This window comes from Pseudoalteromonas sp. SG41-1 (assembly GCF_014164575.1).
GTDB classification, from domain to species: domain Bacteria; phylum Pseudomonadota; class Gammaproteobacteria; order Enterobacterales; family Alteromonadaceae; genus Pseudoalteromonas; species Pseudoalteromonas rhizosphaerae.
Map to the genome: position 1 here is coordinate 1 of NZ_JACJFL010000041.1, position 23,416 is coordinate 23,416.

Below are 23,416 nucleotides of genomic sequence, written 5' to 3' on the forward strand. Positions count from 1 at the left end.
TAGGTGCTAGGTGCTAGGTGCTAGGTGCTAGGTGCTAGGTGCTAGGAAATTATAACGGTTTATCCTATTTACAATCAAGCAGTTAAATGGATTTTATAACGATGCTAGTTAATACTCGCGCGTTGTAGGTGAATATCGGCGTTGTTGAGTACGTAATAAGGCAGTATTTTGTTGCTACTGGCAACTACGCGTTTGCTGGTGATATCAATAATACGGGCGTTTACTTCAACACCGTTGCTGCGGTAGATCAAGGTGCCTGATAACACATGACTGGCGATGCGTTGATCCGCTAACTGCTCTATATCGCGTGAAAATACAAAGTCACCCCGTGGGTTCATAGTTATTTGGTCGGTGGTTTTAAAGTCAACAATACCATAACCAAATTTTTGCAGTTGATGAATAAAACTCTCTGATAACTGGTTGCCTAATTGGCTGCTGTTATTAAGGCTGGCATCTAAATCTACAAATGAAGTAACGGCAATCGAGGTATCAAGCTCTGTTTGCATTGTGTCGACTAAGTCTAACGCCATTTGCTCTACATAATTAACCAGTGTTTTATGGTGTTTGTTAGGACTAAACTGCGCTGAGTTATCAAGTGGCTCGGCACTATTCATTTGTACTTGTTTTAGCATTTGAGTAAGGTCATATCGGCTAGTCGTACTTTGTACAGGCTCAGCCGTATTATTGGTCATACTGCATGCGCTGAGAATGCTGATCACACCCCCTACGGTTAATAATTTAGCGCTGTGGATTAGCTTACTCATCATTGGCCTCACTTACTCACTTGTTTTAGCATTACGCCATCAGTGCGATAGCTACTGTCGAGTGCATCAACAACGGATTGCGGAATAAACCCTTGTGCAGAGCCAACTACTGCCTTACTTGTTAAACCAATAATTCGGGCATTGACTAATACACCACCTTGGTGATTTACCATAGTGCCCGCCAGTACGTAGTTGAAGTTTTGATCTTTACTTAGCTCTAAATAATCGCGACTAAATACAAAGTCGCCAGAGGGAGTAACACGCATATAGTCGGTGGTTTTAAAGTCGATCACCGGTACACCAAAACTGTGTAGCTCGTGCATAAAACTTTCGGCGATTTGATTACCTAACAATGTGCCGTCGTTGTAATCATCATCTAAAAAAATAAAGCTTGATACGGCCAGCGGCGTTTTGGTATTTACGTATTGTAAATTTTCAGCCATATCTTGCATTATGCCACGTACATAATGATTAATATTTTTACGTGTTGGGACTGTGACTTGGCTGCTATCGTTCATCACTGGAATATTGTTTTGATAAAATGTATTATTTTGCCCAGGAGCAGCAACCATTCTTTGATCACCCTCTAACTGCGCAGAGTTATCAGTTTGTGCTGTTTTGCCCGGTTCCATCATTTGCGCGCAACCAAAACCCAGTGGCAAACATAAAGTTAATATTAAGCGTTTCATGAGAGCTCCTAATTAGTATTCGCTGCGGTAAATATAACCGTCGCGCTGTTGTATTTTTTCATCGCCCCACATCACATTTATGGGGATCTCTGTACTGGCGGCAGATACAACGCGGCTATCTTGCGTATTTACCATACGGGCGTTAACTATATAGGCATGTTGTTGCCGTGTTAAGGTACCCGTGATAACAAAGTCAATATTCTGACGTTGGCGTAATTTGCTAATGTCGCGACTTAATATACCATCTGCGTTGCTGGCTAAATTAAGGTGTTTTTCAAGGCGATATTCAATAGTGTTATAGCCAAGTTGGGTAAACTGAGTAAGTAAGCTTTCTTGAATTTGCTGACTCAGCCCAGCGCCCTGCCCTTGTGCCAGCTCACTATCTAGCGCGTTGGCTAAGTAAAAGCTAGTAACGGCAATCCGTGCAGAGCTTTTAAACGGCCCTTGCACATGGCTCAATTGACTACTCAAGTCGCTCACATACTGATGCACAGTATAAGGTGCCATTGTTGCTTTTGGGGCATTGGTACTTGGTGCTGGCGGTTTTTCTTGCGTTAAACTACACGCAGTTAGACTCAGCAATAATAAACATAACAAAAGGCGCATAATTGCCATCCTCACTAAACATGGCAATAACAAAGCAAGTATTATGCCTATTTATAATTTTATTGGGTTATCGGTGTAGTGAGTCACCATGCAGTTGAGCTGTTGTAGCTTTAATTTATCACAATCAGCTTGGGCGTTTTTTTGATATTGGTATGCCCCGATTTTTAAGCGGTAATAAGTCATGCCTTTTACCTGAGCAGTTTCGACATTGGTGGTAAATTTATCTGACAATAAACTCGGTACTTTTTGTTGAATTGTTTGCCAGCTTGGAGCTAATTGCGATTGTTGAGTGACCGCAATAATTTGCAGCGCAAAAAGCGCGTTGTTAGTTATGTTTGACTGTGTTGCTATAGATTGCGCAGGCCTATCTAACGGTACTTGCTGTGATGCCAAGGCAGCAGATGAATGGCTATTGTTACCTGTATTCTCGTCATCATTTGCTATCGCGGTTAACTGTGCTATCAATAAATTCAAATCACTTTCAATCAGTAATAACCGTTCGAGATCGGGTTTAATCGCTTGCCACTGTGCAGAGCTAGTTTGTAACTGTTGTAGCTCTTGTTGCGTGATCTGCACATAGGTTTCATGATTAGTTTCAGCTGTGCTGCTGGTACTTTTTTGCGCGCTATCCGTCGTGCTGGTACAGCCAGATAATATAATTAAACTCATTATTAATACGGCTGATTGAATTACACTAAACGATTGTTTGATATTCATTGCTATTCCTTTAATGAAGTATTGTTCGTTGTTCAATATCACACTTCAATCTTTGTTTTATTAATGACTGACAAAGATCCGTAAATTCAGGCTGTACTTGCTTAGCGTATGCTAAAGCGAGTATGTACTTACTTTGCTGTTGGTCATGAATATAAAACACGTCTTGCTGTTGTAATTTTAAGCGCGGGCTTATCAAACGTAAGTATGCCTTTAACATCATTAACGATGAAAAATTCCCCGCATTAACAATAGTCCCCGACACTTCTTCGAGTGATTTTAAAGTAAAATCAACCCCAACCAACACATCCCCTTTTGCTGATAAATCAACTGTTACTTGCTGGGTGTTTTTTAATGCTTTACGTTCTTTAAAGCTATCGTCAACCACAGCCCGATACTGCCCTGGCCGTAGGTCGGTAAACAAATAATAGCCATCATAAGCCGCTTGGGTGTTGGCAACTTCTTTATCGTTTTGATCTAATAGGGTTATTTTTGCATAAGGCTGCACATAAGTGTGATCCCCTTGCTGCTGATACACCACCCCTTCAATTTCGCTGGCGTTATTTAGCGGGTAATCCATGTATTCAATAAATCCTGCTCTTGGCGTGATTGAAAAGCCCTCATTGGCAGGCACAAAAAACGGATCGGGGAAGCTGTCTCTATCAAGCACAATATCTGTGGTGCGATTAGCTGGCATTGAGGTTAACAATGCAATGCCATTTTCATCGGTTATTGCTTGGCGATAATTTTGCAGCCCTTTTACTTTTATACCAGCAACACCATGCTCGTCAGGATCCATAATGCCGTTGTTATTTTGATCTAAAAATACTTTAACCAGTAGACTACCGGTACTGGTTAGACTGCGGTTTGACATAAAGGCGCGATTATTTTCAGCGTCATAACCAAAACTAAAACGGCTATATAAACTAAAAAGCCAATTATCATTACTGTCGTAGTTAATGGTGCTGCTTAAATTAAAATCATCATTTTGCCAATTAAGGCCCAAGTCCGCTGATTGGATATTCTCATTTAGGGTATTTTTAAGTGTGAGCTCGGCTTGTAACTTTGCAGTAATACTGCGATTAAATTCAGCTTGGTAACTTAAAATATCACTGTCTGGCGATAATAAATAATCAAAACCAAAACGGCTATATAAACGCCCTATTCGTCCTTGCACACGGGTTGCCCCATATACTTTGCTTTGCTCATTTACATTTTGCCATTGCAATAGGTTGTTCACAGAGAAGCCTGAGTAACTATAATTAAAACGATTATAAGCTTGTTGTAGGTCGCGACCTGAGCTTGAATGCTGCAATAAAAAGTTGTTTTGATAATTAAGACGACCATAACGATTTTGCATCAACTCACCCGACATATCGAATTGATAACTTTGCAAGTCTTGCTGTTGATCCGAGCGATCTGTAACGGTAAACAGCAGTGATTGATCGGCCAGTTGGGTTCTTGCTGTGAGTTCTAATTCATTTTGTTGTTGGTTATTTTGCTCGTAGTCTAAATTAATCAACATTCTTTCAAACAAGTTGATATTAGTGCCAAAAGCAAATTGATAAAATTCATCGTCCTCACGCTTTTGCGCCATAGCCCCGGTGTAAATCGCGATATTATCAGTCAAACCACGTTCGTATCGCCCTGCCGCTAACCAGCCACTTTGTTGTGAATTACTTTCACTTCCTAGTAATCGTTTACCTTGCTCTGATACTGATATTTCGTATGCAGCTTCTCCTTGCGCCAATTGATTACCGTCAATAAAGTAATATTCTGTTTTGCGTTCAACTTGCCCTTGAGGACCATAAAAGATCAACTCAAAGTTATTTTCACCATACAGTAAATCAATACTATCGAATATATAACGGCCATCTGCAAGGCTTAACTGTTGTTCAATTAAAATGCCATTACGATAAAGCTCAACATCCCAACCAGGCTGGATAGCGCCTGTGAGATTAATCCGATTGTTATCTATTTTGCGATCTAACTGATAATTTGAAAACTTAAAACCACGGCCATATTGACCGTTATAACGACTACCTACTTGCGTTGCAGTGATATCACCAAACTCCAACTCGCTGGCTGCAAAAACACCGAGTAAGCTGTTATTAACATCTTGTTTAGAGAATGTCAGCCGAGAGTCAGTCAATAAATCTTGTTCACGTCCTGCTAAAAAATATTCTGCTGAAAGGTACGCAAAATCTTGTGCGCCTAATAATGAATAACTTGTACGGCTGCTATCATTATCACGACGATAATTTAGCTGTAAATCAGCCACTGGCATTGAAACCGCCTGATAGGGACTAGCCTTCCAAGGTTGTGTAGGTTGGTTATCCCCTTTACGCTGGTTGTTAAACAAACGCTTTTGCCTTTGTTGTTGCGCAGCAACAGGAAACAATTGCTCCGTTGTAAGCTCTAGCGTTAAATTCGCATAATCAGGGATAATAGCAACTGAGAAGGCGCGCTGTAAAACGGCCGCATCAATATAAATATCATCATCAATTAGTAGTTGCTGCGAAGATAGCGTAACGACTTGATTATTAAAAATTAATTGTTTAGGTTCAGTAGCATTTAGTGTAAATAAGTTTGCTTCATTGATAAACCAACCTGAAGCGGTGCCATTTACAATATCAACATTAATAGCCAGTTGTAATATTTCGACTAAACCCGATAACCCCAATAACACACCTTGTTCGCTTTTAATCGCAAATGCTTCACCAAGATATTCACCGTTTAAGTGCAGCGAAAAGAGTAAAAATTCACCGGCGGCAATGCGCTGTGCTGCAGGTTGCCTGTGTTCGGCTATAACGGGCTGCTGTGCACTCACTTTCGGGTGCGGTTGATTTAATTTAGTTTGAATAGCTTTAAGTGTGCGCAACACATCAGCAGTTTGCACAGCACTAGCAAAACTCATTGAGCTTAAAAATAAAAGCCCAAGAGTAAATATACGGATCACTTTATTCGCTTAATAACGCTTAAGATTATTTCCCAATAGCGAGTGTGTATGAAGCAAAATCAACCCCTTTATATTCTTCAGCACCTTGATAATCTAGGAAAATACTGCCCTGTGTTGGCAGCTGTTTATCTTTAAATAGGCTCAGTGTTGCAATGGTAGTATCAACTTCTGGATACAGGCTTAAATTGCTAATTTCAGCCACTTTCTCATTCTCGCCTGATGCTGTTTTTATATAAGCGCTGAGTTTTCCATAACTACTAAAGTTGTTATGTCGTTGCAGTTGAACTTGAATTTTTGGCTTGGTCTGATTGGCATTTTTTATAATCTTTGCCTGAGTGATCGTAACATTAGGTTGTTCTGGCTGCTCACGGTAAACAACGGGAATACTAAAGCTCATAATCATGTTGATCTGTATTCCTGATTTTTGCTCTTTATTTTCGTTAGGTAGAGCTTGAAATAATAAGTGCGAGCGGTATTCGCCTTGCTGCAAATCTTTTGGCTTTCGAATTGCAATTTTAACGGTTTGTTTTTCACCTGCTGCTAAGGTCACTTGCTTAGGGGATAAACGTGTCATTGGCGATAAACTGTTTTCGGTCACTTGCGCTAAATTATTATAACCCCCACCTGGTAAAGCTTGTTTTTCACTCCAAACTACTCGATACGTTCGTTGTTCATCAGAATTATTGATCACCGTGACTTTAGCACTACGCTGGCGTTCATCAAAAGTAACACGGGTAGGTGAAATCAATAAGTTTGCCATGGCCATTTGGCTAAAAAATGCTGTTAGTAGCACACACATCACTGTTAATTTATTGAACATATCAGTCCTTAGTAGTCAATCGAAATTTCTAGGTTAGTAGTTGAGGAGTAGTCGCCATCTGAATAACTTTTACTACTAGGTTTTGTTATTAATGTGCCGCCAATAAACACTTTCGCCTCACCTAAATCATCAGTGATGGTAGATTTTGGAAAGCCATTAAGACGTACTTCAAAATCGGCGCTGCTGCTACCCTGTGCGTTGTGCTGTAAGGTTACAGAATTAACTAATTGCATAGTTAATTCTGTATGTGCAGGAAAATTGGTTAGTAATAGCTCAGCAGGTCGTCCTTTCTCTAGTACATAAATTTTACCCATAGTATTTATGTCACCGTTCGCTTTGATTATCACGGAACTAACATTACTGTTACTTGGTATGACTAACGTGCCAAAATCAAGCGACTGTTGCTCTATGGTATTTGCGAAATGGTTAGGGCTGTAAATTAAAATACTTACAGCCACTGCATAAGGTAAAAGTCGCACTAGAAGCGATTTAATAAGCGACTTCGATTTGGAAAGTACCTGTGTATTCAACATCTTTGTAAGGTACTGTTGTTACTAAGTTATCTGTAGACAATGTGGCACCAATAGCAAATTCAACTTCACCTTTTTCACTGGCGATTAAGTTTGGCGTTGTCTCGTCATAAGCCGTGTTTATGTTTGGTCCACTAGTAATAAAGAACTTCCAACCATCAATTGAGAATTGCGGCTCACCCGCTCCTTTTGATGCAGATTCAAGCCTTCCTGTGCCTGGTTTAGTAATAGTAAGTGCCGCATTAGGTACTACATCTGACACTGTAAAAGTAGCAGGTGAACCTTCTTCAATGACTGAAATTAAAGCATCTCCGTCATCATTTTTAGTGGTTTTAATTGCTGCATTAGGGTTGGGGTTAATTGTCAGTGTCGCAAATTTGACGCCATCAGCTTGTGCTACAGCACGTATAGTACCAAAACTAAGATCTTCCCCCTTACTTAAAACAACAGTGTTTTGTACTTTAACTGTTGCAGAAAAGTCAGCGCTTGTCGCTAATGTAGGAAAAGAGTGAATTAAAGAAAAAGCGCTAATAATAGCAAGAGATCGTTTCATATTAAATCCTTATAAAAATGGGGCATTACCATAAAGAGCCCCTATCATAAGATTTATCGGCAATTAGAACAATTACTTTAAGATTAATTACATAAAAATCAGATAAATAATTGGCTTAGTTAAAGTGGCTCACCAACAAACGGAGCACTCAGGCATTTTTGGCCTAAACTTTGCGCTAAAGAACAAAATAGATTGGCCTCAGTATAATTTTGAAATGGCCCAACTCGTAACCCATACATGGTAACACCTTTATTTTGACGCTCAGTCATTACAAAATCTAATTGGCTAAATGCCTGTGGATATTGCTGCTGTAACTTTGTTATTTGTGTTCTCACTCTTTGCGGTTTTAAATACAGCCCAAGTTGCGCGCCTGGCAGTGAATTGTTATACAGTGGCTGGGGGCGGTTTTCGATAGTTTTTGAGGAGTTAGCAGTATCAGGGGTCTGTATTTTTTCAGCATAATGAGCCACCGTAACATTATCTTCGCGAAGCACCGCTGGGTTTTCTGCAATATCAGTTTGAGAGGAAAGTGCCATTATTAATAGTTGCAAGTCTTCCTCCATCGCAGCTAAACGAGTAATACTCTCTTGTTGCGAGTGCCATTGCTGAACATACTCTTTGACTTGTTGATCAGAAATTAATGCAGGCTGCTGTTCCACCGGGTTAGCATTAATACTACTGCACCCACTAAGCCAGACAGTTGCTGTAACCAACACTGTGGTATACCAAGCTTGCTTTTTAAAACACATCATCTGTTAGCATCAAAAATAAATAATGCCATATTATAAGCAAAGTCAGTGCCAGTTTCAGGATTTTTAAGCAATAAAAAAGTGCCACTAAGGCACTTTTATAAGTTAGGCTCAATAAATGAGCTTAAACTAAGGTTTTAATAAAATCACTTAGTTCATCTTTAAATTCATCACGACGCAGTGCAAATTCAATAGTAGCTTTTAAATAGCCCAACTTACTACCACAATCATGACTACGCCCTTTTATCGCATAAGCAGCAACAGATTCTTTTTCCATCAACATAGCAATTGCGTCTGTTAACTGAATTTCGTCGCCGGCGCCTGCGGGAGTTTTTGCAAGTAATGGCCAAATATTTTTACTTAGCACATAACGACCTACCACAGCCAAATTTGATGGTGCGCTATGCACAGGAGGTTTTTCAACCATATTAAGGATCGCTGCGCTTTGCCCTTGTTCAAGCTTTACGTCGCCTAAATCGACCACACCAAACTTATCAACATCCTGCATAGGCACAGGCTCAACCATTATTTGGCTTTCGCCGTTTGCATTAAAGCGAGTAATCATTTCAGCTAAATTATCTTTTTGAAGATCGCTTTCAACGTCATCAATAATTACGTCTGGTAAAATAACCACAAACGGTTCGTTACCAATAATCGGCGCAGCGCAGTTTATTGCGTGCCCTAACCCTTTTGCTTCACCTTGGCGAACGTGAATAATTGTCACATCTTTTGGACAAATAGCTTGTACTTCAGCAAGTAACTGACGTTTAACCCGCTTCTCTAGCGTTGCTTCTAACTCAAAGCTGGTATCAAAATGGTTTTCAATAGAGTTTTTACTAGAGTGAGTCACTAATACAATTTCTTTAATACCCGCAGCAACCGCTTCATTAACTACATATTGAATCAAGGGTTTATCTACAATCGGTAACATCTCTTTTGGAATAGCTTTAGTAGCTGGCAACATACGGGTGCCAAGTCCTGCAACTGGGATCACTGCTTTCATTATTCTCTCCTTAAAACTATGATGCTTATTAATTGTTACACTGAAAACGGGTATTTAATTGCATCGTGGCATTGATAGCCATTTACCTCAAAGTCATCACGGGTGACCCACGTTTCGATATCTTCGAGTGATTTAATATTTGGATTAATCGTCAACGTAGGTGATGCAAATGGCTCACGCTGTAACTGCACATCGCGCATTAATTCCAGTTGGTTCTCATAAATATGGGCATTAACGATTTTATGATAGGCCTTACCTGCTTTGTGGCCAGTGATCTGCGCGACCAGTGCAAGCAATACAAAACATTGAATTTGATTGAAGTTCAAACCAAGTGGCACATCACAACTACGCTGATACGAGGTTAAATAAAGCGTATCGCCAAGAAGCGAAAAAGTATGCGTGTGCATACATGGGCGCAAACACCCTAACTCAAATTCACCCGGATTATAAAAAGTGATGATCTCGCCTCTGTCATCCACACCATTTTTTAAATTATCAATGACTTTTTTCAACTGATCTAACGCAGTGCCATCAGGGCGTTGCCAATCACGAGCTTGTACGCCATATACTCGGCCCATGTCATCCTCACCTTGGCGGTTCGGATTATTTAACCATGCTTGGTTTTCATTGGCATTAGCATCCCAAGTCATGCAACCTATGTCACGAAATTGCGCAGCGCTACTACAACCACGTAAATAACCTAACAATTCAGCTATCGCCGCCTTGTAGTAACTTTTACGGGTAGTGATCATTGGGAACTTATTATTTGCCACATCATACTCAAGCTCGGCATTGATAACCGTTAAGCAACGAGTTCCTGTACGTTTATTTTCAACCCATACGCCTTCATCAACGATGCGCTGACATAATTCTAAATATTGTTTCATTGTTAACTTCTTTTATTAAGCTTTGCTGGCAACAGCTGGCTGTGGCTTTTTATACGCCCATATTATCAAACCTAGGCCTGCGATGACCATCGGCAATGACAATATTTGCCCCATTGAAATAAAGCCGCCAAATAAACCTAAATGCGCATCGGGTTCACGTACGTACTCAACGCAAAATCTAAATACCCCGTAGCCTAGTAAAAATAATCCGCCTACGCTGCCCGCTGGACGTGGCTTTTTTGTAAACACATACAGAATAATAAACAGCACTAGGCCTTCTAAAAATGCCTCATACAACTGTGATGGGTGACGCGCCAGTGGACCACCAGTTGGGAATACCATAGCCCATGGTACATCGGTAGTTCTACCCCATAATTCGCCGTTAATAAAGTTACCAATACGCCCTGCTAAAAGGCCAACCGGCACTAGCGGAGCAACAAAATCCCCCACTGCAAGTAACTGTTTTTTACGTGTCCAGGCAAACACACAAATAGCGGTTATCACCCCTAAAGTGCCACCGTGGAAAGACATACCACCTTGATCGATTCTAAATAAATACAGTGGATTTTCTAAAAAATAACTAAATTGATAAAACAGTACATAGCCAATCCGACCACCCAGAATGACTCCCAACATACCGTAGAACAGTAAATCACTGACCTCTTCTTTTGTCCACCCCGAGTTAGGTTTAGCCGCTTGCCTATTTGCCCACCACATCGCAAAAGCAAAACCAATTAAATACATTAAACCGTACCAACGTACGCTGAGAGGACCGACAGAGAAAATAATCGGATTGATGTCTGGAAATTCAAGAGCCATAAAAATTAAACCTTAACTAAAAACCATTTGAAGCGCGATAATAACCAGTAACACCGCGAACACTTTTTTTATCGTTGAAACAGGTAAATAATGCGTTGCTTTGGCTCCAATTGGTGCCATAAACCACGAAGTTATTACTATACCTAATAATGCTGGTAAATACACAAAACCTGCAAAGCCATGTTGTAAATCGGTTACTTGCCAACCAGCGCAGATATACCCCACAGAGCCAAATAACGCAATCACAATGCCACATGCTGCCGCGCAGCCTATGGCTTTTTTAATATCAACTGAAAAATAATGTAGTAGCGGCACAATCAATGCGCCGCCACCAATACCAATCAAACCTGATAATCCGCCCATCACTGCACTAATAGCGCCAATAATTGGGCCTCTTGGCATAGGTTTGACCGCGACAGGTTTATTACGAGCAGACAACACCATACGAGCAGCAATAAACACCACACTAACAGCAAAAACGATGCGTAATAACTGTTCTGGAATTAAACTCGCGGCAAAACCACTGATCAGAGCACCAAGTCCAACGCCAGACATAACCCAAGGCGCAATTTCCCATGGCACATTTTGATTCTTATGGTGCGCTAATGCAGATGACGTTGAAGTGAATAAAATAGAGGCAAGCGAGGTAGCAATAGCAATAACCAGTACATGATCAACCGCAACAACATTAAAATGCACTAATAATGAACTCAGTACTGGCACAATAATTAATCCGCCGCCAATGCCTAATAACCCAGCTAAAAAACCAACCACACAACCTAATAGCGCGCAGCTGATAATCAGGATAACTAAATCATGCATCGTACACTCTTATAAAATTGAATTTATTATATGCATATACTAATCGATTATATCGAATCTTTACAGCACTCGTTTTGGTAATACCAATCGTGTTAAGTTATTAGCCATTTATAGCGACAGATAAATAGAGTGATAACAAGGCATAAATTTCGACATGTAGTTGTTCTACTTGAGAAATTTATAACGCAGTTAGCGCTTTATTTGGCACGCTAGAATGGTTAAATATTTAAGTCGATTGGTATAACTAAGAAGCCTGATTTGGGGTATAAAATAATTCACCAAGTTGATGCTCAATCATAAAATTACGCGTTAACCTAAGCACTTGTTTTGCAGTAGATTGTGCTAAACACTCCGCCAGTAATGCTTCCATATCGCTGGCTTTTAAACGTCTTAATACCCATTTAACTTTACTTAATGATGAGTAGTTCATACTCAAGCGTCGATAACCCATCGCAATCAGCAGTATTGCACCTTCAGGATCGCCACCTAATTCACCACATAAACTAAAGGACATTTCATATTGCTGACACTCTTTTGCAACTTTTTGCAGTACTCTTAATACCGCAGGATGATAGGGATTAAATAAATCAGCAACACGCGCATTAGAACGATCGACGGCAAGTAAGTATTGCGTCAAATCGTTACTACCCACAGAACAAAAATCTACTTTTTTAGACCATTCAGGGAGCATAAATACACTTGAAGGGACTTCTAACATTACGCCAATCTCTGGGCGTTCAATGGCTTGCTCTGGGTATTTTTCTTCCAGTTCAAAATAGGCTTGCTCTAACAACGCTAAAGATTCATCAACCTCTTCGGTACCGCTTATCATTGGCAGCATAATTTTTAAATTACCTAAACCAATATTTGCTCTAACCATGGCTTTGAGCTGATCTAAAAAGATCTCTGGGTGGTCCAATGTGACACGAATACCCCGCCAGCCTAAAAATGGGTTTTCTTCAGTAATATCAAAGTAATCAAGTGCTTTATCACCACCAATATCAAGCGTACGCATCACTACAGGTTCTGGATGATAACTGGCTAATACTTCGCGATACCAATTCTCTTGTTCTATTTGTGATGGAAACTGGCCTTTTTGCATAAACCAGGCTTCAGTTCGGTATAAGCCAACGCCATCACAGACTTTGGTGTTAGCTTTTTCAGTATTGAGTTCCAAACCAGCATTGAGCAACAAGCTAATATGCTCGCCATCTAATGTCACTGCATCGCATTCTTGCTCAGCCACAAACTTGTCGTTTAATAGACTTTCTTGGTGCTGTAATTGTAAATACTCATCTTGTAGCATTTGCGAAGGCGAAATATATAATCGCCCTGCGTATGCATCTAAAATCATTGGTTTACCATCAAACTGCAATAACGGTAAATCTTCAATACCCCAAATTGCAGGGATCCCCATGGCACGGGTTAAAATTGACGCATGACTATTTGCCGCACCGTTAACACTCACCACGCCAACTAAATGGCCTTTAGGCACTTCTGCAAGCATGGCTGGGGTTAAAGTATTAGCGATCAGTACTGTATCTTTAGGATAACTTTTTACTGCGTGTTCAGTATTTACGAGGTGGTGCAGTACGCGCAGGCCGATATCTTTAACATCAACCGCACGCTCTTTGATATAAGGATCCTGCATGGCATTGAATTGGGAGATCAATCGTTCGATCACTATTTTCAATGCACTTTTTGCACACCAGCCCTCTTGCAGCTGTGCTTCAACATTCTGCCCTAAACTTTTTGCATCCAGTAGTTGCTGATACACCTCAAATACTGCCAACGCTTCTTTAGGGATGGAATCGCTAAGAGTCATCGACAAGGTGTTAAATTCTTTGCGGGTTGCAGCAACAGCTTGAGTAAATAAGCGGCGTTGCTCAATACAGTTATCGTCTTTTTTTAATTCTATCGATTTAAAGTCAAGTTTCGGCAGAATAACAAACGCCTGCCCTATCGCAATTCCTGGCGCGCTAGAAACCCCTTTTAGCACCGAGGTCTGATGAGAAAACTCATCTTGGCGAAGAACTTCTTTGATTTCTGCATGGGCTAATTGCGACGCTAGTTGCGCAGATAACGTAATTAAAAAAGACTCTTCATCTTGACTAAATACACGGGCAATTTTCTGTTGTACAACAATAACGCCCAGTACTTTTTTTTGATGAACTACAGGCACAGACAAAAATGCGTTGAAGCCTTCTTCGTCCACTTCAGGAGAGAGTTTAAAACGGGGGTGAGACTTGGCAAAGGCAATATTAATAGGTTCTTCTCGTTGTGCTACTAAGCCAACTAAACCTTCGGTAAAACCGATTCTAAACTTACCCACGGCTGCGGGATTAAGCCCTCTGGTTGCCATTAATACAAAATTATCTTGACTGTAATCAGCAAAATAAATGGAGCAGCACTCAGTTTTCATGGCATCTTTCACCATTTCAACAAAACATGCTAGCGCACTATCCAAACTCGCTTGTTGCGAAACGGACTCGGCAATAGCTCTGAGTGTAGCCAGCATAATACTGCTCCTTTATATTATTTACCTTTATGGCGCCAAGTATCTTTGGACTGTTCACGTTTATTAAAAGGCATCGCAAAGGGTGCGAATTCTTTCATAACACGGCGATAAACATCGCGTTTAAACGATACAACTTGCCTTACCGGATACCAATAACTTACCCACCGCCAATCATCAAATTCCGGATGATGTGTTTTTAGTAAGTTGACGTCTTCGTCTTTACAACGCAGTTTCAATAAAAACCATTTTTGCTTTTGCCCAATACACACCGGACTGGAGTCTCGGCGGATCAAACGCTTGGGCAATTTATAACGTAACCAATGTTTTGAACTTGCGACAATTTCTACATCTTCAGGACGCAAGCCGACTTCTTCGTGTAATTCACGAAACATGGTCTGCTCTGCTGTTTCGCCACTATCAACACCACCTTGAGGAAACTGCCAAGAATGCTGACCATAACGTCTGGCCCAAAAGACCTGTCCCTGATTATTGCAAATTACAATTCCGACATTGGCACGAAAACCTTCGGCATCAATCACCTTAGTGCCTCATTTGTAAGTCGATTTTTAATGATTGTTCCACATTACCTGCAATACGGCAAACAATATTCAGAGTTTTACGCATCTTACTCACAGCTTGTGCATAACTTTAATTTATACAGCTCATTTTGCAAACAAATCCACAATAACAGATCCAATAACTTGCCTTTTCCACAGTTTCTGTGGATAACATTGTTCATAGTTATGTATTTATCCCAACAAGTTTTCAACACAGCTTAAAGGCTTTGCAAATTTAACAGTTAAAAACCATTAAATTCAATACATTAAGCTTAAAGTCAGCAAGTTTCACCTTGCCTAAAAACACAGCAAACTATCACTGAACAAAAAACACCCAAACGCAAAGATATCCACGGTTAAACTCTTTTGCTATCATGAGTAGTGAATTTATACAACCAAATAACTCGCTATGAAACCGATAAAACCACATTCAATCAATGAATTAATGCAACGTGTTAGCAACATTTCAGGGCTGACATTAGGCCAATTAGCAAGTCATTATCAGTTTAAAACACCTGAGCATTTATTAAAGGAAAAAGGCTGGACGGGACAATTGATTGAATATGCATTAGGTGCAACGGCAGGTTCCAAACCAACCCCTGATTTTGAAGAGCTCGGGATTGAACTTAAAACGTTACCAATCTCATATAAAGGCAAACCATTAGAGACCACTTTTGTGTCTGTGACACCGTTATTGAATGTCACAGGTATGACATGGCAGCAAAGTAATGTGCGTAAAAAACTCAATCATGTCTTGTGGCTACCCATTCTAGGCGAGCGAGACATTGTGCCATTTGATAGGACCATTGGCAGTGGCTTTTTATGGCAACCCTCCGCTGAGCAAGATGCGCAGTTACAGCGAGACTGGGAAGAGCAAATGGAGTTGATTGCACTGGGACGTATTGATGAGATCTCAGGGCATTTAGGGGATGCGATGCAAATTCGCCCAAAAGCAGCTAACAGCAGAATAGTCACCGATGCAATCGGTCCAAACGGGCAAATTATTAAAACCCTACCCCGTGGTTTTTATTTAAAAACCAGCTTTACAGGGCAGATTTTGAAGCAGCAATTTCAGCTGTGATCATCCGTTAAATGTTAATCTTTATGCCATATAGATGCGCGTAGCCAAAATGGCTTCTCTCGCATCCACAGCGTACATATCCATTTTTCCCCCGATAACACTGGTTTACCGCTATGTACTGACTTTTTGTCCACTTTATTATCAAACATATTATTGAACTTAATAATTTGCCCTTGTTTAGCTTTTACGCTTATATTCCAATCTTTAAAGGCCGTTTCTCCGCCGCCAAACCCCTCATTTAAATTAATAATACGTGTACGTTGCCTTTGCCCGAAAAAATTTAGCTCATTTTTAGCATCTTCGTTTGAGGGAGTTATAAAATCATAGTGCCACTTATATTGTTGGCCTTTAACATAACGGTAAACCACCATAGGTTCAGCATAAGCTAAATCAGTATAGTCATCAGAGCACATGAGGCGCTGTAGTATAGCAACCGAAATATCATCTACAGGTAATTGCGTTATAAGTTGCTCGTTATCCCTAATATCTGCAACTCTCTGTCTAGTAGATGCCTCTGCATAGACAGCAGCTAAACTTAAACTCTTCGCAGCAAACTTAATTATCTCGTTGGCCAATTCTTCCGTTAGCATACTTTCTATTATCGTCACGGGTGTTGATTGCCCACTAGATTGAGGCACTGCTGGGGTAATTAAGCTAGACCACAAATTTATCAAATCAGGTTCTGCATATTGCCTTATAACATTAGGCATACTCGATAAATGCTTTGCAAAACTATCAACTGTATCATGGTTAACTATTCTCTTTGGCCAAAAATGAGTCAATATCTGAAGCGCTTTAATTTCATGGTGCTTAGCTAAACACAAAACAATTGCGAGTTCTTGTGGACAGCTTGAGCATGACACAACATGACATAACCAATGATAGACAAATTCGGAATCTGTAAGAGCAAAATCTAAAATTCTTTGTTGTGGTGGGAGCTCACCATGATACTTTGCATTAAGTAGATGAGTAATCTTGTTATTTTTCATAATCTGCTAACTGTTATTTTTTACACCAATAAAATAACAATTAAACAACAAAAAAAGAACCTTAAACCCCTATTAAATTTAAACTTTACACACCTACAACCTTATTGCATAAAATATCATCTAACAAAACAAAAAAATCCCCGCATTTGCGAGGATTTTTCAAAAGTTTAAATCAGCTTCTTATAAAAGAATTACTGACCTTTAACTTCTTTAAGACCATTAAAAGGTGCTTTAGCGCCTAATTGCTCTTCAATACGTAGCAATTGGTTGTACTTAGCTACACGATCAGAACGGCTCAATGAACCTGTTTTGATTTGACCAGCTGCAGTACCCACTGCTAAATCAGCAATCGTTGAATCTTCAGTTTCGCCTGAGCGATGAGAAATAACAGCAGTGAAACCAGCGTCTTTAGCCATTTTGATTGCAGCTAACGTTTCAGTTAGTGAACCAATTTGGTTAAACTTGATTAAGATTGAGTTAGCAATACCGTTGTCGATACCACGCTTTAAGATCTTAGTGTTTGTAACGAATAAATCGTCACCAACTAATTGGATCTTATCGCCAAGTAATTTTGTTTGGTGTGCAAAGCCGTCCCAATCAGACTCATCAAGGCCATCTTCGATAGACACGATTGGGTACTGTTCAGTTAGATCTTTTAAGAAGTAGTTAAACTCTTCTGACGTGAATTTTTTACCTTCGCCTTTAAGGTCGTAGATATTTGCTTCTTTGTCGTAAAACTCAGACGCAGCACAATCAAGTGCTAGAGTAATGTCTTTGCCTAACTCGTAGCCTGCATTAGCAACAGCAACTTTGATTGCTGCAAGTGCCGCTTCGTTAGAGGCAAGGTTTGGTGCAAAACCACCTTCATCACCCACTGCGGTTGAATGACCATCAGCTTTAAGTACTTTGGCAAGGCTGTGGAATATTTCTGCACCCATGCGAAGCGCTTCACGGAAGTTGGCAGCGCCAACTGGCTGGATCATGAATTCTTGAATATCAACTGAGTTATCAGCATGCTCACCACCATTGATGATGTTCATCATTGGTAACGGCATAGAATAAACACCTGGTGTACCGTTTAAGTCAGCAATGTGCTCATAAAGCTCTACTTTTTTAGATTGTGCAGCAGCTTTTGCAGTTGCTAATGACACTGCTAAGATTGCATTTGCACCTAGTTTTTCTTTATTTTCGGTACCATCTAAATCTAGCATTACTTGGTCAACAGTGCTTTGCTCTAGTGCATTTTGGCCAGCTAAGGCTGTCGCGATTTCATTATTAATAAAACCAACCGCTTTTAATACACCTTTACCTAAGTAACGTGCTTTATCACCATCACGTAATTCTAGTGCTTCGCGAGTACCTGTTGATGCACCTGATGGTGCAGCAGCGCGGCCCCTTGAACCGTCAGCTAAATGAACATCAGCTTCTACAGTTGGGTTACCACGCGAATCCATAATTTCGCGACCGATCACTTTTACGATATTTGACATCTTGATTCCTCTTTTCCCAAAATGGTGAGTCTACTCCGACTTTATTAATTTTCCTTAATGCCGTCGGCTTTGAAAACAAATAAGCCGTGCATAGTGCACGGCTTATTCATATTACGATGACGCTTTTTGATGAATATGCGCAGCGGCAACAAACCCTTCAAATAGCGGATGACCATCACGCGGTGTTGAGGTGAATTCCGGGTGGAATTGAGCCGCAATAAACCACGGGTGATCTTTATTCTCGATGATTTCAACTAGCTTCTTATCTTCCGATAAACCAGTGAAACTCAAGCCAGCTTTTTCAAGCTGTTCAACAAAATTATTGTTTACTTCGTAACGATGGCGATGACGTTCAACAATCTCATCACTACCATATACTTCACGTACTTTTGAGCCTGGTGTTAAATGACATTTTTGTGCGCCTAAACGCATAGTGCCACCTAAATCAGATTTTTCGCTACGTGTTTCAATGTTGCCTTCCGCATCTAACCATTCAGTGATCAAACCAACCACAGGGCTTGACGAGTTAGCATTAAACTCGGTTGAGTTTGCATCTAATAAGCCTGCAACATTACGTGCATACTCAATTAGCGCAACTTGCATACCTAAACAGATACCAAGGTAAGGTACTTTATTTTCACGGGCATATTTTGCCGCTAAAATTTTACCTTCAACACCGCGACCACCAAAACCACCAGGAACTAAAATAGCATCAAGGTTAGCTAGTAACTCAGTACCTTTACTTTCAACATCTTGTGAATCAACATATTGAATGTTTACTGTTAAACGATTTTTAAGACCTGCATGTTTAAGTGCTTCGTTTACAGATTTATAGGCATCAGGTAGTTCAATGTATTTACCAACCATACCGATAGTCACTTCACCCGTTGGGTTTGACTCTTGGTATAACACTTGTTCCCACTCAACTAAATCAGCTTCAGGGCAATCAAGATGGAAGCGACGACATACAAAGTTATCAAGCTCTTGCGATTTTAATAGCGCAGGAATTTTATAAATGCTGTCTACATCTGGTAATGAAATAACCGCTTTTTCTTCAACGTTAGTGAAAAGAGCAATCTTTGCACGTTCGTTATTTGGTAATTTACGATCTGAACGACAGATAAGAATATCTGGTTGAATACCAATCGAGCGTAACTCTTTAACAGAATGCTGTGTTGGTTTGGTTTTCACTTCACCCGCAGGGCCTAAGAATGGCACTAACGTTAAGTGAATAAACAATGCGCGCTCACGGCCAATCTCTGTGCCAAGCTGACGAATTGCTTCTAAGAATGGTTGTGACTCAATATCACCAACCGTTCCACCAATTTCAACGAGTGCCACATCATGGCCTTCAGCACCGTCATAAACACGTTGCTTAATATCGTTGGTAATATGTGGAATAACCTGAATTGTTGCACCAAGGTACTCACCACGACGCTCACGACGCAGCACATCTTCATATACACGACCTTGTGTGAAGTTGTTACGGCTTGTCATTTTGGTACGGATGAAACGTTCATAGTGACCTAAATCAAGATCGGTTTCAGCGCCGTCTTCGGTGACAAATACTTCACCATGTTGAATTGGGCTCATTGTGCCTGGGTCAACGTTGATATAAGGATCCAGCTTTAAAATGGTAACATTTAAACCACGGGCCTCTAAAATAGCTGCCAACGATGCTGCTGCAATACCTTTACCCAACGAGGAAACAACCCCGCCGGTAACGAAGATAAATTTTGTACTCATGCGAACCCTAGAATATCAGGAATTAAAAGGAAAAATATAGAATCAAGACGGGGCGAAATTATAGCAAAGGCACTGCCATCAATCCAGCGAAAGTTAGTAATTCTCTGCACAAAAAACGCACTCAGCGTTTCGCATTATTTACTGCTGCTTTTTTATCGCATCCCATGCGGCATCCATTTCAGCAAGGGTTGCTGTATCAAGCGATTGCCCACGCTCACATAAATAGGCTTGTACTTTTTCAAATCGCGCTGAAAACTTATCATTGGCGCTACGTAATAATTGCTCTGGGTCACGTTTAATATGCCGTGCTACATTAACTGTAGCAAACAATAAATCGCCGATTTCTTCTGCGCTGTGTGCTGAAAATGGATCAACGGCTAACGCTTCTTTTACTTCATCAACTTCTTCAGCCACTTTATCTAATGCACCATGATAACTAGGCCAATCAAAGCCTAATCCTGCAACCCGCTGCTGAATTTTTTTGGCTTTACTCAAACTAGGCAGATTTGCAGGTATATCTTGCCATAATGTGTTGCTCTGCGGTTCAGCTTTTGCTGCCCGCTCCTGTGCTTTTATGGTTTGCCACTGCTCACTGAGTTGTTGTTCAGTCAGCCCTTGCTGATCGGCAAATACATGTGGATGGCGACGCACTAACTTATTATTTAGCCCAGCCATTACATCATTAAAATCAAATAACCCTTGCTCTTGTGCCAATTGCGCATAAAAAATCACTTGAAAGAGTAAATCACCCAGTTCATTTTTGAGCTCACCGAAATCACCTTTTTCAATGCAATCGGCTACCTCGTATGCTTCTTCTAAGGTATGCGGTACGATGGATGTAAAGTCTTGCTTTAAATCCCACGGGCAGCCTGTTGCTGGATCACGTAATTTAGCCATAATGGCTAATAACTCAGTTAAGGTATTCGTCGAGGTATTAGTTGTCTGGTTCATTTACATTCCTAGTGACTACGTTTTGCTTCATGCACGCCTTCGATTTGATCTAATTTTGATAGTAATCGATTGGTACTTGATAAATCATGTACTTCCACTTGCATGGTAAACAACGCTAATTGGCGGTCGTCCACGGTTTCCATATTCATATTCAGCACATTAACTTTTTCATTGGCCAGTACCGAACTAATATCACGTATAAGCCCAGCTCTGTCACTTGCTTCAATTTTAATACACAGAGCATAAGAGCCGTTAATTTCGTCTGACCAACTAACCGCAATAACACGCTCAGGATGTTGTGTTCTTAGATTATTAAAAGAATCACAATCAGTCCTATGCACACCTATGCCACGCCCTTGCGTGATATAACCGATTATTGACTCACCAGGAACTGGGCGGCAACATTTAGCCACATGGCTCATTAAACTACCAACCCCATCAACCACGATACCATTTTTATCACCGCTGATTTTAGTCGGGTTCTTAAAGCGGATGACGGGCTCGTCATCAGAGCGATCCGTGATAAAATTCAGCAACTGATTTAAACGCACATCGCCGGCGCCAATCGCAACCATTAAGTCATCTAACTCTTTAAAGTTATAGCGAATAATAGCCGGCTCTAAGTTTTTGTAGGTCAAATCGAGCTTTTGCAATTCATTATCTAGAATTTCTTTACCAGCACTGAGATTTTTATCGCGATCTAGTTGTTTAAACCAGTGGTGTATTTTCGCTCTCGCGCGGGATGATTTAATATATCCCAGTGATGGATTTAACCAATCACGGCTAGGATTAGGTTGTTTTTGGGTTAAAATTTCAACCTGATCGCCAGTGTGTAATTGATGGGTAAAAGGCACTATTTTGCCAAATACTTTTGCACCAATACAACGATGACCGACATTTGAGTGAATATAATAAGCAAAATCCAGTGGTGTTGCGCCCAACGGTAGATCAAAAATATCGCCACGGGGGGTAAAAATATACACCCGATCTTCGACCACTTGATTTTTTAGCTCTTCGGCTAAATCGCTGCCATCAACCACTTCTTCTTGCCATTGCAATAATTTACGCAACCAGCTAATTTTTTGCTCATACCCAGAGCCACGCCCAGGTAACGCCCCTTCTTTATACATCCAGTGCGCAGCGACTCCGAGCTCAGCATCTTGGTGCATCGCGTGGGTACGAATTTGGATTTCAACCGTTTTGCCTTCTGGGCCAAATACTACGGTATGAATAGATTGATAACCATTTTGTTTAGGGGTGGCAATATAATCATCAAATTCTTTATTTAGATGACGCCAATTGGTGTGCACGATCCCCAGCGCACCGTAACAATCTTGCAATTCATCCACCACAATACGCATGGCGCGAATATCAAATAACTGGTCAAACTCGTAATTCTTTTGCGCCATTTTTTTGTAAATACTGTAGATATGTTTTGGCCGACCATATACCTCGCCTTTAATACCTGCTTGAGCCAGTTTGGTTTTAACTTGCTCAACCATGTCTACCATATAAGCTTCGCGACCTAAGCGCTTATCATCCAATTGCTTGGCAATATTTTTATACACATCAGGGTGCAAATAGCGAAACGATAGATCTTCCAGCTCCCACTTTAATTGCCCAATCCCTAACCGGTTAGCAAGTGGCGCAAAGATATCAGCGGTTTCTTTTGCAGCAATCACTCGCTCTTCTTCGTTGGCGTTTTTAACCTCTCGTAAATGACATACCTGCTCAGCAAGTTTAATAACCACAGCGCGCACATCTTCAACCATCGCCAATAACATACGGCGTATATTATCAACTTGAACGGTGCCAGTACCTTGATGAGCCAAAGTGCTAATAGTAGCCATTTGTGCAACACCCGTTAGCAGAGTTGCCACATGGCTCCCCATCACATCGCTTACTGTATCGATGTCGATTAGATTAGCCAAAAAACTCGGCGTAATATATGCGGTAGCGAGGGTGTCTGCATCGAGATTCATTTCCACCAAAATTTCGACCATTTCCATGGCAATATTTTGTTGCTGATGATTATGTAGTTCAGCGCAAAGGGTATTCGCTTTACTTAATAGTTCGCGCTTTTCTTGCGTTAAGTTAAGTAAACCAAGTCGTGTGCTAAAATCACCCGGTTTGTCGTGTTGATGTGATTGCCGAGTAGCTACCATAATG

The 23,416-nt window shown here is 40.6% G+C and carries 21 protein-coding genes; 1 reads left to right on the forward strand and 20 read right to left on the reverse strand.

The genetic code is table 11. The features are described 5' to 3' along the window. Window positions 1–104: 104 nt before the first annotated feature. From H5203_RS17605 to rppH, 15 genes are all read right to left on the reverse strand, one after another. Window positions 105–764, reverse strand: coding sequence for a FlgO family outer membrane protein (locus H5203_RS17605; RefSeq protein WP_145240951.1), 660 nt, complete (start codon window positions 762–764; stop codon window positions 105–107). A gap of 8 nt (window positions 765–772) precedes the next feature. Beyond that, complete coding sequence (locus H5203_RS17610) at window positions 773–1,453, reverse strand: FlgO family outer membrane protein (protein ID WP_145240939.1); 681 nt, start codon at window positions 1,451–1,453, stop codon at window positions 773–775. Window positions 1,454–1,465: 12 nt separating this feature from the next. Beyond that, a complete protein-coding gene (locus H5203_RS17615) occupies window positions 1,466–2,059 on the reverse strand; it encodes a FlgO family outer membrane protein (protein WP_145240937.1) in 594 nt (197 codons plus the stop codon). Between the two features lie 51 nt (window positions 2,060–2,110). Further along, window positions 2,111–2,776: an SPOR domain-containing protein gene (locus tag H5203_RS17620; RefSeq protein ID WP_145240935.1), complete on the reverse strand. Its 666-nt coding sequence runs from the start codon at window positions 2,774–2,776 to the stop codon at window positions 2,111–2,113. Window positions 2,777–2,786: 10 nt separating this feature from the next. Next, window positions 2,787–5,732 (reverse strand): hypothetical protein, encoded by a 2,946-nt coding sequence (locus H5203_RS17625; RefSeq protein ID WP_145240933.1) that lies wholly within the window; start codon window positions 5,730–5,732, stop codon window positions 2,787–2,789. Between the two features lie 25 nt (window positions 5,733–5,757). Next, window positions 5,758–6,552: a molecular chaperone gene (locus H5203_RS17630; protein WP_182757983.1), complete on the reverse strand. Its 795-nt coding sequence runs from the start codon at window positions 6,550–6,552 to the stop codon at window positions 5,758–5,760. 8 nt (window positions 6,553–6,560) lie between these two features. Continuing rightward, window positions 6,561–7,031 (reverse strand): DUF4402 domain-containing protein, encoded by a 471-nt coding sequence (locus H5203_RS17635; RefSeq protein ID WP_182757982.1) that lies wholly within the window; start codon window positions 7,029–7,031, stop codon window positions 6,561–6,563. A gap of 10 nt (window positions 7,032–7,041) precedes the next feature. Continuing rightward, window positions 7,042–7,635: a DUF4402 domain-containing protein gene (locus H5203_RS17640; RefSeq protein ID WP_145240927.1), complete on the reverse strand. Its 594-nt coding sequence runs from the start codon at window positions 7,633–7,635 to the stop codon at window positions 7,042–7,044. 119 nt (window positions 7,636–7,754) lie between these two features. After that, entirely contained in the window at window positions 7,755–8,387 is a 633-nt protein-coding gene (locus H5203_RS17645) for an SPOR domain-containing protein (RefSeq protein WP_257326304.1), read from the reverse strand. Between the two features lie 121 nt (window positions 8,388–8,508). Further along, complete coding sequence (galU, locus tag H5203_RS17650; RefSeq protein ID WP_145240925.1) at window positions 8,509–9,387, reverse strand: UTP--glucose-1-phosphate uridylyltransferase GalU; 879 nt, start codon at window positions 9,385–9,387, stop codon at window positions 8,509–8,511. A gap of 35 nt (window positions 9,388–9,422) precedes the next feature. Beyond that, a complete protein-coding gene (locus H5203_RS17655) occupies window positions 9,423–10,274 on the reverse strand; it encodes a thymidylate synthase (protein WP_182820041.1) in 852 nt (283 codons plus the stop codon). 15 nt (window positions 10,275–10,289) lie between these two features. Beyond that, entirely contained in the window at window positions 10,290–11,093 is an 804-nt protein-coding gene (lgt, locus tag H5203_RS17660; RefSeq protein ID WP_145240923.1) for a prolipoprotein diacylglyceryl transferase, read from the reverse strand. 12 nt (window positions 11,094–11,105) lie between these two features. Continuing rightward, complete coding sequence (locus H5203_RS17665; RefSeq protein ID WP_182820042.1) at window positions 11,106–11,915, reverse strand: sulfite exporter TauE/SafE family protein; 810 nt, start codon at window positions 11,913–11,915, stop codon at window positions 11,106–11,108. Window positions 11,916–12,159: 244 nt separating this feature from the next. Then, window positions 12,160–14,433 carry a phosphoenolpyruvate--protein phosphotransferase gene (gene ptsP / locus H5203_RS17670; RefSeq protein ID WP_145240921.1) on the reverse strand — a complete coding sequence of 758 codons (2,274 nt, stop codon included), beginning with the start codon at window positions 14,431–14,433 and terminating at the stop codon, window positions 12,160–12,162. A 17-nt stretch (window positions 14,434–14,450) separates the two neighbouring features. Continuing rightward, window positions 14,451–14,972 carry an RNA pyrophosphohydrolase gene (gene rppH / locus H5203_RS17675; protein ID WP_145240920.1) on the reverse strand — a complete coding sequence of 174 codons (522 nt, stop codon included), beginning with the start codon at window positions 14,970–14,972 and terminating at the stop codon, window positions 14,451–14,453. Between the two features lie 427 nt (window positions 14,973–15,399). On the opposite strand from rppH, the gene mutH reads away from it, so the two are divergent. Beyond that, the gene (gene mutH / locus H5203_RS17680; protein ID WP_145240919.1) at window positions 15,400–16,071 is read left to right on the forward strand and encodes a DNA mismatch repair endonuclease MutH; all 672 of its coding nucleotides are present in this window, start codon (window positions 15,400–15,402) and stop codon (window positions 16,069–16,071) included. Window positions 16,072–16,085: 14 nt separating this feature from the next. On the opposite strand, the gene H5203_RS17685 is transcribed toward mutH, so the two are convergent. The 5 genes from H5203_RS17685 to relA all read right to left on the reverse strand — a co-directional run bounded on the left by H5203_RS17685 (window position 16,086) and on the right by relA (window position 23,412). Then, window positions 16,086–17,060, reverse strand: a complete 975-nt coding sequence (locus tag H5203_RS17685; protein WP_182820043.1) for a 2OG-Fe(II) oxygenase — start codon at window positions 17,058–17,060, stop codon at window positions 16,086–16,088. A gap of 191 nt (window positions 17,061–17,251) precedes the next feature. Further along, window positions 17,252–18,550 (reverse strand): phosphopyruvate hydratase, encoded by a 1,299-nt coding sequence (gene eno / locus H5203_RS17690; RefSeq protein ID WP_182768047.1) that lies wholly within the window; start codon window positions 18,548–18,550, stop codon window positions 17,252–17,254. Window positions 18,551–18,661: 111 nt separating this feature from the next. Further along, window positions 18,662–20,296, reverse strand: a complete 1,635-nt coding sequence (locus tag H5203_RS17695; RefSeq protein WP_145240916.1) for a CTP synthase — start codon at window positions 20,294–20,296, stop codon at window positions 18,662–18,664. A gap of 138 nt (window positions 20,297–20,434) precedes the next feature. Further along, the gene (gene mazG / locus H5203_RS17700; protein ID WP_145240915.1) at window positions 20,435–21,247 is read right to left on the reverse strand and encodes a nucleoside triphosphate pyrophosphohydrolase; all 813 of its coding nucleotides are present in this window, start codon (window positions 21,245–21,247) and stop codon (window positions 20,435–20,437) included. A gap of 8 nt (window positions 21,248–21,255) precedes the next feature. Then, window positions 21,256–23,412 carry a GTP diphosphokinase gene (relA, locus tag H5203_RS17705; protein ID WP_182731179.1) on the reverse strand — a complete coding sequence of 719 codons (2,157 nt, stop codon included), beginning with the start codon at window positions 23,410–23,412 and terminating at the stop codon, window positions 21,256–21,258. Between the last annotated feature and the right edge of the window lie 4 nt (window positions 23,413–23,416).

Bases quoted from the DNA above. Each gene is read 5' to 3' on its own strand.
- H5203_RS17645 (WP_257326304.1), bottom strand. From the start codon at position 8,387: ATGATGTGTTTTAAAAAGCAAGCTTGGTATACCACAGTGTTGGTTACA.
- relA (WP_182731179.1), bottom strand. From the start codon at position 23,412: ATGGTAGCTACTCGGCAATCACATCAACACGACAAACCGGGTGATTTT.
- H5203_RS17685 (WP_182820043.1), bottom strand. From the start codon at position 17,060: ATGAAAAATAACAAGATTACTCATCTACTTAATGCAAAGTATCATGGT.
- H5203_RS17695 (WP_145240916.1), bottom strand. From the start codon at position 20,296: ATGAGTACAAAATTTATCTTCGTTACCGGCGGGGTTGTTTCCTCGTTG.
- lgt (WP_145240923.1), bottom strand. From the start codon at position 11,093: ATGGCTCTTGAATTTCCAGACATCAATCCGATTATTTTCTCTGTCGGT.
- mutH (WP_145240919.1), top strand. From the start codon at position 15,400: ATGAAACCGATAAAACCACATTCAATCAATGAATTAATGCAACGTGTT.
- mazG (WP_145240915.1), bottom strand. From the start codon at position 21,247: ATGAACCAGACAACTAATACCTCGACGAATACCTTAACTGAGTTATTA.
- galU (WP_145240925.1), bottom strand. From the start codon at position 9,387: ATGAAAGCAGTGATCCCAGTTGCAGGACTTGGCACCCGTATGTTGCCA.
- eno (WP_182768047.1), bottom strand. From the start codon at position 18,550: ATGTCAAATATCGTAAAAGTGATCGGTCGCGAAATTATGGATTCGCGT.
- H5203_RS17640 (WP_145240927.1), bottom strand. From the start codon at position 7,635: ATGAAACGATCTCTTGCTATTATTAGCGCTTTTTCTTTAATTCACTCT.
- H5203_RS17610 (WP_145240939.1), bottom strand. From the start codon at position 1,453: ATGAAACGCTTAATATTAACTTTATGTTTGCCACTGGGTTTTGGTTGC.
- H5203_RS17615 (WP_145240937.1), bottom strand. From the start codon at position 2,059: ATGCGCCTTTTGTTATGTTTATTATTGCTGAGTCTAACTGCGTGTAGT.
- ptsP (WP_145240921.1), bottom strand. From the start codon at position 14,433: ATGCTGGCTACACTCAGAGCTATTGCCGAGTCCGTTTCGCAACAAGCG.
- H5203_RS17665 (WP_182820042.1), bottom strand. From the start codon at position 11,915: ATGCATGATTTAGTTATCCTGATTATCAGCTGCGCGCTATTAGGTTGT.
- H5203_RS17605 (WP_145240951.1), bottom strand. From the start codon at position 764: ATGAGTAAGCTAATCCACAGCGCTAAATTATTAACCGTAGGGGGTGTG.
- H5203_RS17620 (WP_145240935.1), bottom strand. From the start codon at position 2,776: ATGAATATCAAACAATCGTTTAGTGTAATTCAATCAGCCGTATTAATA.
- H5203_RS17655 (WP_182820041.1), bottom strand. From the start codon at position 10,274: ATGAAACAATATTTAGAATTATGTCAGCGCATCGTTGATGAAGGCGTA.
- H5203_RS17630 (WP_182757983.1), bottom strand. From the start codon at position 6,552: ATGTTCAATAAATTAACAGTGATGTGTGTGCTACTAACAGCATTTTTT.